Below are 12,307 nucleotides of genomic sequence, written 5' to 3'. Positions count from 1 at the left end.
ATCCCACGCCTGAGAGGGTTACCGATTTCGCCTGCCGGGTACATCTTTATCGGGCAACGAACATGCGCATTCAAACCATATTAGTTATTTATCGTGAATAATGACCAGTCATATTAATACTCTAAAACTCATCAAGAATATAAAATATATTCTTTTTGTTAATGTATTAAGCATTGCTAAACAAGAACGAATAACAGTAGCAAAGCTCCTTAAATATGAGTGCGATCGTATCGTCTCACCGCGGGCGATACTATCGCTTAACATGGCTGGAAACCAGTATTGCAGCATGCTGAGTAGAACATTTTTACTAATACGTTCTTTTAATCTGACTTAAGGTAAATCTCAGGATGCTAACGGCGAAACAAAAAACAAGCGTTGTTTGCGATGAAAAACTTCTGGGCCAATGCTATAAGTCTAAGTGCCGACTTAAATATAAAACGTGGGTATTATCATGCTAAAAAATATTAGTGTCAGGACCTTTATTATCGGGTTCCTTTTATCTCTTTTTTTGGTAAGTGCAGGTGTCGTTGTTCTATTTTCCAGCAATCCCTCTCTCTTTATTTTGCTTAATGCCATCAATTTCGTTGCACTATTTTTGCTCTGGGTCTACATGACGAAGTATCTTGTGACGCCGATCAATACGGTGAAGAAAAGTATTGAAGAGGTGACAGCAGGCAACCTTGGTGTATCTATCCCTGAATTTGGCAATAACTGTGCGGGCCGACTCATCCCCGGGATCAATAGTCTTTCCGGTAATATTGCGACGCTTGTACGTGAGATCAGGGCGTCATCGCAAACCGCCATGACCTTATCGGATCAACTCTCGCAACGTAGCGCTCAGCTTTCGGTGAAAACCGAGCAGCAGTCTGCATCATTAGTGCAAACCGCAGCCAGCATGGAGCAAATGGCCGCGAGCACCAAAAACAATGCCGATAACACGCGTCTGGCGAGCGAGCAGGCAAATGTGGCGACGCTGCAGGCGCGCAAAGGCGGTGAGCTGATGGGACAGGTCGCCAGCAATATGCAGTCCATTACCGAATGTGCGCAGCAGATGACGGAGATTATTTCGCTCATTGACGGCATTGCGTTCCAGACGAATATTCTCGCGCTCAACGCGGCCGTTGAGGCGGCAAGGGCGGGCGATCATGGCAAGGGTTTTTCTGTGGTCGCGGAAGAGGTAAGAAACCTGGCACACCGCAGCGCAGAGGCCGCGAAGAATATCAAAACGCTGATTGAAGTCACCAGCAGTAACGTCACGCAGGGAGCCAGCGTTGTGTCACAGGCAGAGAAAAATATGCATGAAATCGTAACGGGTTCGGGGAATGTCAGCCGCTTAATGGACGAAATTTCCGCGTCGACGTCAGAGCAGGAGAAAGGTATTTCTCAGATCACGCTGGCGCTATCTGAGCTGGAGCGGGTCACGCAAAGTAACGTGTCAATGGCAGAGGAACTCAATGGCTCTTCTGATGTACTGCGTAATCAGGTGATTGAGCTGCAGGCCAGAACGCGCAATTTCAGACTTGACCAGAGCACTTCTTCCTCATTACCTGGCGGCTCGCCATCCTTCCTCCACCGGCCAGAACACTCTCTCTGATTAAACCTCAAAGCCTGGCGTGCCAGGCTTTTTTTTGCCTCTTGCCAGCATGTTCATTTCCTGAGCGATTTCAGCGCGATGGAAAACATAGTTGTTGATTAAGCCCTGATGGAGGCTAGACTGACACCGAAAGAGCTAAAAAGGCGGAGGCGCTGTGGAAAGCATTAAAGGATCTGAACTTAACGTTCCTGACGCAGTTTTTGCGTGGGTGCTGGATGGTCGTGGCGGTGCGCGACCGCTGGAAGATAATGATGCGATCGATAGCGCGCATCCCTGCTGGTTACATTTGAACTACACCCACACGGACAGCGCTGACTGGCTGGCCTCGACTCCGCTCTTGCCTAATAACGTGCGCGATGCGCTGGCGGGTGAAAGCCTGCGGCCCCGCGTGAGCCGAATGGGTGACGGGACGCTGATCACCCTACGCTGCATTAACGGCAGCACGGATGAACGCCCGGATCAGCTGGTTGCGATGCGTGTCTACATGGACGATGGGCTCATTGTGTCTACCCGGCAGCGAAAAGTTCTGGCGCTGGATGACATCGTCAACGATCTGAAAGAGGGCACCGGGCCAACCGACTGCGGCAGCTGGCTGGTGGACGTGTGCGACGCGCTTACCGATCACGCGAGTGAGTTCATCGAAGAGCTGCACGACAAAATCATCGACCTGGAAGATAACCTTCTCGATCAGCAGATCCCGCCGCGCGGTTTTCTGGCCTTGCTCCGTAAGCAGCTGATTGTGATGCGCCGCTATATGACGCCGCAGCGCGACGTTTATGCGCGTCTTGCCAGCGAAAGGCTCGCCTGGATGAATGACGATCAGCGACGCAGAATGCAGGATATTGCCGACAGGCTGGGCCGCGGGCTGGATGAAATAGATTCCTGTATTGCCAGAACGGCGGTGATGGCGGACGAAATCGCGCAGGTGATGCAGGAATCGCTGGCGAGAAGAACCTATACGATGTCCCTGATGGCGATGGTGTTTTTACCGAGCACGTTTCTGACCGGGTTGTTTGGCGTCAACCTGGGCGGTATTCCGGGGGGCGCTTATCGCTACGGCTTTACGGCCTTTTGCGTGATGTTAGTTGTTTTGATTGGGGGTGTTGCATGGTGGTTGCATCGTAGTAAATGGCTGTAAATTTACGCTTTTTTCCTCTTTTTCCGGGATTAAAACGCTCTTTTAATTGAGCGAAGTCAATAAACATCTAACCCGTAAGGTGCAATATTACTCCCGCAGGTGAATGCAACGTCAAGCGATGGGCGTTGCGCTCCATATTGTCTTACTTCCTTTTTTGAATTACTGCATAGCACAATTGATTCGTACGACGCCGACTTCATAGTCGGCTTTTTTTTGCCTCCTGATTCTCAGCGTCTACCCTAAAAGGGATGACAGCCAATTCTGGAGGGAATGATGAGCATCCTTTACGCTCTGCTACTGCAACATTCACGTCAATCCGATCCCATCCCCACCGATCCGGTGCCCATGCCCGATCCCATACCGCGTCCGCAGCCAATGCCCGACCCGCCGCCCGATGAAGAACCGATTAAATTGTCGCATCGGACCGCGAGATCTGCGAGGATACGCGCCATCTGACCGCTAAGATCACCACGAGAGACAATTGTGACCGCTTTTTCTACCCTGAATGTTCTGCCCGACGCCCAACTCGCTAACCTCAACGAGTTGGGATACCTCACGATGACGCCTGTTCAGGCGGCCGCGTTGCCCGCCATCCTCGAGGGCCGTGACGTGCGCGTACAGGCGAAAACGGGCAGCGGGAAAACGGCGGCATTTGGCCTTGGCCTGTTGCAGCATTTCGATGCGGCGCTTTTTCAGACCCAGTCTCTGGTGCTGTGCCCGACTCGCGAACTGGCAGACCAGGTCGCGGGTGAACTGCGTCGCCTGGCGCGTTTCCTGCCCAACACCAAGATTTTAACCCTCTGTGGCGGACAGCCGTTCGGCGCCCAGCGTGATTCACTCCAGCATGCGCCGCACATTATTGTCGCCACGCCCGGACGCCTGCTGGATCACCTGCAAAAAGGCACCGTCTCGCTGGATGCGTTACAAACGCTGGTCATGGATGAGGCCGATCGGATGCTGGATATGGGCTTCAGCGATGCGATTGACGAGGTGATCCGTTTCGCACCGTCCGATCGTCAGACGCTGCTGTTCTCTGCGACCTGGCCCGAAGCTATCGCCGCCATCAGTGGTCGCGTGCAGAAAAATCCACTCACCATTGAAATCGACAGCGTCGATGCGCTGCCCGCCATCGAGCAGCAGTTCTTTGAAACCTCTCAGCAGGGTAAAATCCCGCTCCTGCAGAAATTGCTGAGCCAGCATCAGCCTGCATCCTGCGTGGTGTTCTGTAATACCAAAAAAGACTGTCAGGCGGTCTGTGATGCTCTGAATGCCGCCGGTCAGAGCGCATTGTCGCTGCATGGCGATCTGGAACAGCGCGATCGCGATCAGACGCTGGTTCGTTTCGCTAACGGCAGCGCCCGCGTTCTTGTCGCAACCGACGTCGCTGCACGCGGTCTGGATATCAAATCGCTTGAACTGGTGGTGAACTTTGAGCTGGCATGGGATCCTGAAGTACACGTGCACCGTATTGGCCGTACCGCGCGCGCGGGAAACAGCGGCCTGGCCATCAGCTTCTGCGCACCTGAAGAGGCGCAGCGCGCCAATATTCTTTCTGAGATGCTGCAGATTAAGCTGAACTGGGTGAATGCACCGGCCGGCGTTAGCCTTGTGCCGCTGGAGGCTGAAATGGCGACGCTGTGCATTGATGGCGGTAAAAAAGCTAAGATGCGTCCAGGTGACGTATTAGGCGCGCTGACAGGGGATGTGGGGCTGGACGGGGCGGATATCGGTAAGATTGCGGTCCATCCGGCGCATGTCTACGTAGCGGTTCGCCAGAAGGTTGCCCATAAGGCATGGAAGCAGCTGCAAAACGGGAAAATTAAGGGTAAAACCTGTCGCGTACGTCTGCTGAAATAAAGAATGAAGCGTCTCAGACGGTTTTTCTGAGACGCTAATCGTTTACTTCACTTCAAGCACGTTCAGACGCAGCTCTTCAAACTGATTGTCATCTTCTTCCGGCTGCCAGCCCGCTGGCTGCATGGGAATATCTTCCCGATCGAACGCCAGGTCCCCGCCGTTCACAACTTCTGACTTGTGGTTGATGCCTTTAAAGTCGAACAGCTCCACATCCGCGAGATGGGAAGGGACGACGTTTTGCATCGCGCTGAACATGGTTTCGATACGACCCGGATAACGCTTATCCCAGTCGCGCAGCATGTCGCCAATTACCTGACGCTGCAGGTTCGGCTGAGAGCCGCACAGGTTACATGGAATGATCGGGAATCCCTTAGCCTGAGAAAAACGCTCAATGTCTTTTTCGCGGCAGTAGGCGAGAGGGCGGATCACAATGTGCTTGCCGTCATCGCTCATCAGTTTAGGCGGCATGCCTTTCATCTTGCCGCCGTAGAACATATTGAGGAACAGCGTTTGCAGGATATCGTCGCGGTGATGGCCCAGCGCAATTTTGGTCGCGCCCAGCTCCGTCGCGGTACGATACAGAATGCCGCGGCGCAGGCGAGAGCAGAGTGAGCAGGTGGTTTTCCCCTCCGGGATTTTCTCTTTCACAATGCCGTAGGTATTCTCTTCGACGATTTTGTACTCGACGCCCAGCTTTTCGAGGTATTCCGGCAGAATGTGCTCCGGGAAACCCGGCTGTTTCTGGTCAAGGTTGACCGCCACCAGGGAAAAATTCACCGGCGCACTTTGCTGAAGATTACGCAGGATCTCCAGCATGGTATAGCTGTCTTTACCCCCTGACAGGCAAACCATGATGCGGTCGCCTTCTTCAATCATGTTGAAGTCTGCAATGGCTTCGCCCACGTTACGGCGCAGTCGCTTTTGCAGTTTGTTCAGGTTGTATTGCTCTTTTTTGTTAATCTCTTGATTCTCTTGCATTGAGTACTACCTTCGGAGCCAGCAGGGGCAAACATTGTATGCCGCGTATGGTACGGATTCCGGCGACGAATACCAGCACGTTTTACAGCTCATTAAATCCGGAGCCGATACGCGAAAAGCGTAGCAGGCTTTCTGAGTGCCCCTGCGCATTCTGGGCATAAAAACAAATCGCAGATTTTGATGCTTCCATGAGGACCAGCGCGGGGAGTACTTACGTTGTGTTTTACCGGAACGAATTCAGCGAAGGTACCATCCTGGCCACTTAATCTCCGCTTACAGCACCTCAACCAATTCAAATTCTTCTGCGATCAGTTCCATATCTTCAGAAAAATGGCCTTCGCGGACGAAAAATCGCTGATGCTCTTTCTGCCAGTATTCAAGGCTTAAATCACCTTCACCCTCTTTGCGAGCGAATTCTTCAGTAACATCGCAAAAACGCACCAGCCGCAGTGAAACCAGCCTGATCACACAGACCGGGACGTTTTGTCCATCAAGGATTATGTTGTAGCTCCCCACCCGCGGTGCAGACACATCCTGCGAGTACGAGGCAAAAGATCCGCAGGTGGCCGTTTTGATTCCTTTTTTAATCAGGTCCGCAAGCTTGCTTGCCAGTTCCGGGCTGTCACCCAATTGCCAGGCCGCTGCGCCTGGGTACTTCGTTTTTAATTCCTCAACCTTAACCATTTAAATTCCTTCTTAACACTTGACCAAAAGAAACGAAGTAGCGTTTTTAGCATAAACCCCCTCGATATTAGAAGCGTAGTCGGCTTTCCTTCCACCTTTTTGCTCTGGTGGGTACGAAAACAAAGCGTTGCGTGTATTGCCCGAGTAAATATAACCTTATGGGGTTATCTGTGTGGTGAATCTGCTGTCTGCAGCCACGCGCGTGGCTTTGTATATGAGTAACGAGTCACCGGGATGCAACCAGCACCACGCTTTTCTAAAAACTTTATCCCATTGGAAGGGTTTAACGTGTTCAAGCTTAATTCATACCTACTGGCGGTTTTGCTGATGTCAGGCTGTAGCTCCGAACTGGTTCTCAATCCACCTAAGCAACCCGAATACAAGTCAATGCCAGAAATAACGCAGTCTGTGACGCCAACGCAACAGCGTGCAATCATGGCTGGCGAGCGACCTGACTGGTCAGAAAGAACCCCGATCAATACAATAAAGCGGTACTAATAAACACTTATCCACCAGGGCTGCCGTTCGGCGGCCTTTTGTTTCCCCTCCATCTGGCTTGCGAGAAAATTTCTGACGCCTGATATGGTATTTATTTCTTTATCAACCATGCTTAAGACGAAGATAATTCAATCACTCCAGGATCGCTGAAGCGGCAACTTTACTCAAATCGAGAACCCTGAATGCGCCATGCATCTATTCCCTTAGCTGCAGCCACGACAATTTTTTTGCTCGGCGTTTTTATCATCAATTTACAGGTTTGGTATTCTGCACGTGCTGACAGCCTGGCAGAGGCGCGCTACGTCGTACGGAACATGAACGTTATTCTTAAAGAAGCCCGTCATGCGACTCAGATGGCAATGCAACTTGCCGAGAATGAGTGTGATGCAGAAGGGCAATATCGGCTGGGTACCGAGGCAGCATTACAGCCTCACCTGAGAACGATCATTATTCTGAAAAAGAACGCGGTCTGGTGCTCCTCATTACCGGGAAACCGCGTATTGTTGGTTAATAGCTCAGTGCTGCCTGAGTCATCATTGCTCCTGGTTCCTTCGGGGAGTACCGTCAACGGTCTTCCGGTTCTCTTATACCAGACAACCCACGCCGGAAGCCGAATCATCGTTAGTATCAGTGATAGCCATATCCGGGATGCGCTGGATATGCCATTAAACGGCGTTGAATATTCTCTAAGAGTAGGCAATACCCTTTTAGGCCTGACAGGCGATGTGACTACGGTAGACCATACGAAGAAAGAGGTATTAACGGTCAAGGCCTCAGCTTTTCCTTTCTCGGTACAATTTAATTCTCCACCTCTTTTTAGTCTTAAGAGATTATTCAATCGAGCCGGAGGCGTGGTGTTATTCCTGCTGATAATATCGTCTCTTTCTGCTTATATTCTTCAGCGCTATATTTCTAAGGATGTCTCACCCGAAGAGTCACTGCGCATCGCCATTTACAGAAATGAAATTATTCCGTATTACCAACCTGTTGTGAGCGGCAAAGAGGGAATCTTGCGGGGCGTCGAAGTGCTGGCCAGATGGAAGCATCCTCAATCAGGGTTTATTTCTCCCGCGTCCTTCATTCCTCTTGCCGAGAAATCTGGTTTAATTATTCCTTTGACTCAGAGCTTAATGAAGCAGGTTGCAATACAAATGAATTCTATTTCGTCATTGTTGCCAGAAGGGTTTCACATAGGGATTAACTTCAGCGCTTCTCATATCGTTGCGCCTACCTTTGTTGGCGAGTGTCTCCACTACAAACGCAGTTTTACTCAACAGGATCTTAACCTTGTCGTTGAGGTGACGGAGCGTGAACCACTCGACATTGATGAGCACCTCGTTAACACACTGAATGAGTTACACAATAACGGATTTGCCATTGCACTGGATGACTTTGGCACGGGATATTCCGGTCTATCCTATCTGCAGGACCTGCATATCGATTACATTAAAATCGATCAAAGCTTTGTTGCCAGGGTTAACGCGAATGAGGACTCAACGCTAATCCTTGATTCGGTACTGGAGTTGGCAAAAAAACTGTCAATAAGTATCGTGGCGGAAGGCGTTGAAACAGAAGAGCAACTTGATTACCTAACAAGCAATCATATCCGTTTTTTACAGGGGTTCTACTTCTACAAACCTCTTCCTTTCAAGGAGCTGATCAAAGTTCTCTTATCGAAGCCCAAAGTTAAAGTAAGAGTTGAATAATCTTTATTCGGTTGTTTCTGAGGGAATTAAAAAAGGGGGGGCATCATCCCCCAAAAATGCAGACAATTATTGTTTTAACCGCAGTCGTATTTTGTTGTCTATTGACCTGGTGGTCAAATTAATTGTTTTCAACATTATTTTGAATGTTCTAAAAGGAATGATTGATCAGAAACATTAGTAGCCTAAGCTTTAATATGATTCTAATCAATGTTGTCGTATACTCGTCAGGTTAATGGATGTAAAAATTATTTTTTTGTTAAAATAATGCTCTGGCGCTGTGTTTTCGAAGTAAGGCATTTCAGGTTAATTTTTTAAGAAAAAAATGCTAGCGGCCAAAGCATAATGAAATAATACTTACGTATTACCGCAGTATGAATATCAACCAGTAATGGCCAGAGTCTCAGTATGATTTTAGAATAAACGTCACACTCTGAGATTTCCGTGATTTAGCGTATAATGCGTCATCCAAAACCGCTAAATCCCCAGTGGCTCGTGCTATGTCCCTTAATCGCTTTTGTTACTTACTCCTGATGACCGCTGCGATCGGCAGCCTGCTTACTACCAATCCGCTGGTCACGTGGTTTCTGCTGATCAATCTGCTGACAATAGTCATGTATGGCGCCGATAAAATGGCGGCGCGGAAGGGGATGCGCAGGGTGCCGGAAGCTACTTTGCTGGTATTTGGCGTAACAGGTGGCTGGCCTGGTGCCATTGTGGGGCAACAGCTCTTTCGCCATAAAACCCAAAAGCAGCCTTTCAAAAAGTACTTTTTCATCAGCGTCGTGGTCAGCATCGCCATGATGGCGGTGGTTTACCATTTATCTTCTTATTCTTCTTTGTATTAATCCCTCCGTTACTGCCAATAGTAGTAGGGCTTTTCTTAAGGGGTTGCTGTTTTTTGCACAATCTGAATAATACGTGCAACAACACGGACGACAACATCCCATGAAAATAGAATCTCTTATACTGGTTGTGCTGGTGGTCTTTTCTGCGCCTTCCTGGTCTGCTTTTCAGGAGCGGGAATATAATACCTGGTATATAAAAAATGCCGTCCTTTATGATATGACACAGACATCGGAAGGTTTCCCGGTCATGGTGAGTGTTTCTCAGCCAGGGAAGAAATCCGCTAACTTGCTGGTGTCATTTATTACTGAAGGCCGTTGTGGTGAAAACAACCAGCCGCTAAATGTGAATGGTAAGGAGCTGCCCGCAAAATATTATTGTGTTGAGGTGGGGCAAAATAGAATTGAACATTTTTCTGTGGTTGATGCGGACAGCGTCAATGGTATGGTGACGCATTTAAAATCAGATTTCACTATTCTGTTGCAAAACAATATCAAGGTTTGGGCTGCAAATATCAAAACGCCAAAGTATGGGCTGACGCCGAGATTCTAAATAGAGAATGCCTGTTTTGTTACAGGCTTTTTTTGGGTGTAAGATAATCATTTACAAAGTAATAGTTTCTACGCATTACTAATCAAAATGAAGAGTAAGTGGCCCTGTTTTTTTACGTGTTTAAATGTACTGTATGCAAACCAATACGAAACAGCATAACTAAACCTTGCTGAGATTATGGATAAAGCTCACTGCCAGACTTAGGCTTGTTAGCAACTTTTTAGTTGTTCAACACATCTTTATTGGTAAGGAGCAGAAAATGTCACAACGTAATAGTCTGGATTTACTAAGCCGTAAAGAAGGAATGTGTTTGTTAGAGCAAAGCATGGGTTTTGTCTGGCAGGCAGCACTTCGGGCTGTCGCGGTATTAGGGGTCGCAGATCTTCTGGTTGATGGAAAAAAATCCGTGAATCAACTGGCGAAGGAGTTGAATGTCGACGTTGACTATCTTCATCGAATCATGCGCTTATTGTCCTCTCGTGGGGTTTTCAACGAATTATCTGACGCCGAATACAGCCTTAGCCAATCAGCACAATTCCTGTGTTCTGAGCATGAATTTTCCTTGCGTGCGGCAGTGCTCATGCTGACAGACCAGACATTCTGGCAGCCAGCGGCAAAAATGGATGAGATATTGCAAGGCAAACCTGTCTTTAATGAATTGTTTGGCAAGCCTTTTTACGAGTACTGGCAGCATGACGATAGTGGGGCTGACAGCAACATTTTTCATGCCGGTATGGCCTCTATGTCATCCGTAGAGAATGAAGTCATCGCAGATAGCTATTCATTCCCTCAAAACGCTGTCGTTGCCGATATCGCCGGTGGGCTGGGTAATTTATTGCTGGCCGTTTTACGTCGAAACCCGACCCTGACGGGGATCCTTTTTGATCAAACAGACGTGCTTGAGCGGAATCGACTTTATCTGTTGAATGATCATCGCCGATGGGAGACCGTTGAGGGCAGTTTTTTTGAAGCCTGTCCTGTAGCAGACATTTATCTACTTAAATACATTTTAATGGACTGGCCTGATGAAAAGGCTATTCAGATACTTGAATGCTGCAGAAATGCTATGAAAGAAAACTCCAGGCTATTAATTTTTGAGCCACTTATTAAAAAAGAAAATAATGAACAGGGACGATTTGAAATTGATCTTCTTTTGTTAACAAGCTTTGATGGAGGACGGGCAAGAACAGAGTCTGAGTATCAGACCTTGTTTGAAAAGACTCGTCTGAAGCTAAACAAAATAATAGACACCCGTTCGTATCTGTCGATTTTAGAAGTCGTACCTGTTTGAACTATTTAAATATTATTCACGGATCATGTGTCTGGCATTCCGTTTTACCATATTCCTGCTACCCTTGTTTGTTGTACCAGGAGCATGAATATGAAAAACAAAGATGAACAAACCGGATTAGTGGGGCTGGCGATTGGGGCCGCCGTTATTGGGCTGGTTTCAGCGCAAAAACCGATCCATCGTAACAGTATAGTGGATGAACTGGTCAGACTCGGCAGGCAAAAAGGCGATGGTGTAGAAGACGAGGTTTTCGTTAAAGCGGCCGAGCTCGTGAGAAAAGGGGTATAGCCCATGGCTGAAAGACGAAATGCGAAGTGCCACTGCGGCGCGGTGGCATTCACCGTTGAACTTACTGATGGCCTCAACACCGCGCGGCGCTGCAGCTGTTCCTTTTGTCGAATGCGAGGCGCTGTCGTCGTTTCTGCACCGCTGTCGGGGATTACGGTGACCAAAGGTGAGGATAAGCTCACCGAGTACCGCTTTAACACGGGAACGGCACGGCATTTCTTCTGCTCGGTGTGCGGGATCTACACGTTCCATCAGCGGCGTTCTAACCCAAACGAATATGGCGTGAATGTCGCCTGTTTTGAAAACGTTTCACCATTTGATTTTCCAGAGGTGAAGGTGATGGACGGGGTTAATCATCCCATGGATGGAGAAAGTGGCGTATTTGGCTATCTCACTTTTCGAGAGAAAGGTGAACAGCAGGCATGATTGCCGCCTGGCCACTCTTTAATCAGCCTGGCTATAGTGGAGAATGGTTATCTGATACAGGAGAAACTATGCTTTGTGTTGAAAAAGACGATCCGCGTGAGGCCCCTGAATCAGGCGATAAAAAGCCTCAACCTGTGAAAAAATAACGCGACCTATGCGTATATCCGCCACCGGCACTGCTGGTGGCTTTTTGTTTCCTGGTAAACAGTCAACTGCCATCCAGATGGTTTAACAGCGAGCCGAGATGCCCGACAATATCACCAAAATCAAAAATTAACGCCATCCACACCAATGCTAAAAGGGTAAGGACGGCAAGAGATACACGACCAAACAACGCTGTTATCCTTAATGACAAAAGGGCTATCTCCGTAGTCTAACCAGCTTTCTTTCAACTTTCCCTCAACCAATCCCTTTCTGAAACTATCTTTTGTGACTTACTTCAAAAACAAGCG

General features: G+C 48.6%; 13 protein-coding genes. 11 read left to right on the top strand and 2 right to left on the bottom strand.

Going from position 1 to position 12,307, the window contains the following annotated elements:
• The first annotated feature begins 451 nt into the window (after positions 1-451).
• The 4 genes from F0319_RS11785 to dbpA all read left to right on the top strand — a co-directional run bounded on the left by F0319_RS11785 (position 452) and on the right by dbpA (position 4,589).
• Positions 452-1,594 (top strand): methyl-accepting chemotaxis protein, encoded by a 1,143-nt coding sequence (locus tag F0319_RS11785; RefSeq protein WP_111965071.1) that lies wholly within the window; start codon positions 452-454, stop codon positions 1,592-1,594.
• A 154-nt stretch (positions 1,595-1,748) separates the two neighbouring features.
• Positions 1,749-2,732 (top strand): zinc transporter ZntB, encoded by a 984-nt coding sequence (zntB, locus tag F0319_RS11780; RefSeq protein ID WP_111965070.1) that lies wholly within the window; start codon positions 1,749-1,751, stop codon positions 2,730-2,732.
• 273 nt (positions 2,733-3,005) lie between these two features.
• On the top strand, positions 3,006-3,188 hold the full coding sequence (gene ynaL / locus F0319_RS22355; protein WP_115875320.1) for a proline-rich small protein YnaL: 183 nt from the start codon (positions 3,006-3,008) through the stop codon (positions 3,186-3,188).
• 27 nt (positions 3,189-3,215) lie between these two features.
• The gene (gene dbpA, locus F0319_RS11770) at positions 3,216-4,589 is read left to right on the top strand and encodes an ATP-dependent RNA helicase DbpA (RefSeq protein WP_149367004.1); all 1,374 of its coding nucleotides are present in this window, start codon (positions 3,216-3,218) and stop codon (positions 4,587-4,589) included.
• A 42-nt stretch (positions 4,590-4,631) separates the two neighbouring features.
• On the opposite strand, the gene ttcA is transcribed toward dbpA, so the two are convergent.
• Both ttcA and F0319_RS11760 read right to left on the bottom strand, forming a co-directional pair.
• Positions 4,632-5,567 carry a tRNA 2-thiocytidine(32) synthetase TtcA gene (gene ttcA / locus F0319_RS11765; RefSeq protein WP_149367003.1) on the bottom strand — a complete coding sequence of 312 codons (936 nt, stop codon included), beginning with the start codon at positions 5,565-5,567 and terminating at the stop codon, positions 4,632-4,634.
• Positions 5,568-5,840: 273 nt separating this feature from the next.
• A complete protein-coding gene (locus F0319_RS11760; protein WP_149367002.1) occupies positions 5,841-6,251 on the bottom strand; it encodes an ASCH domain-containing protein in 411 nt (136 codons plus the stop codon).
• Positions 6,252-6,931: 680 nt separating this feature from the next.
• On the opposite strand from F0319_RS11760, the gene F0319_RS11755 reads away from it, so the two are divergent.
• The 7 genes from F0319_RS11755 (at position 6,932) to F0319_RS22350 (ending at position 12,001) form a co-directional block, all read left to right on the top strand.
• Positions 6,932-8,455, top strand: coding sequence for an EAL domain-containing protein (locus F0319_RS11755; protein WP_149367001.1), 1,524 nt, complete (start codon positions 6,932-6,934; stop codon positions 8,453-8,455).
• Between the two features lie 497 nt (positions 8,456-8,952).
• A complete protein-coding gene (locus tag F0319_RS11750; protein WP_149367000.1) occupies positions 8,953-9,300 on the top strand; it encodes a DUF1294 domain-containing protein in 348 nt (115 codons plus the stop codon).
• 100 nt (positions 9,301-9,400) lie between these two features.
• A complete protein-coding gene (locus tag F0319_RS11745) occupies positions 9,401-9,850 on the top strand; it encodes a hypothetical protein (protein WP_111963686.1) in 450 nt (149 codons plus the stop codon).
• A 259-nt stretch (positions 9,851-10,109) separates the two neighbouring features.
• A complete protein-coding gene (locus tag F0319_RS11740) occupies positions 10,110-11,141 on the top strand; it encodes a methyltransferase (RefSeq protein ID WP_149366999.1) in 1,032 nt (343 codons plus the stop codon).
• A 90-nt stretch (positions 11,142-11,231) separates the two neighbouring features.
• The gene (locus F0319_RS11735) at positions 11,232-11,429 is read left to right on the top strand and encodes a hypothetical protein (protein ID WP_023312007.1); all 198 of its coding nucleotides are present in this window, start codon (positions 11,232-11,234) and stop codon (positions 11,427-11,429) included.
• A gap of 3 nt (positions 11,430-11,432) precedes the next feature.
• Positions 11,433-11,855 carry a GFA family protein gene (locus F0319_RS11730; RefSeq protein WP_111963684.1) on the top strand — a complete coding sequence of 141 codons (423 nt, stop codon included), beginning with the start codon at positions 11,433-11,435 and terminating at the stop codon, positions 11,853-11,855.
• 68 nt (positions 11,856-11,923) lie between these two features.
• Entirely contained in the window at positions 11,924-12,001 is a 78-nt protein-coding gene (locus F0319_RS22350) for a hypothetical protein (protein WP_223239581.1), read from the top strand.
• The last annotated feature ends 306 nt before the right edge of the window (positions 12,002-12,307 follow it).

Origin of the sequence: Enterobacter vonholyi (assembly GCF_008364555.1) — a bacterium.
Taxonomy (GTDB): Bacteria; Pseudomonadota; Gammaproteobacteria; order Enterobacterales; family Enterobacteriaceae; genus Enterobacter; species Enterobacter vonholyi.
The sequence above is the reverse complement of the archived record's forward strand: the minus strand, read 5'-3'. Positions and strand labels throughout refer to the sequence as shown.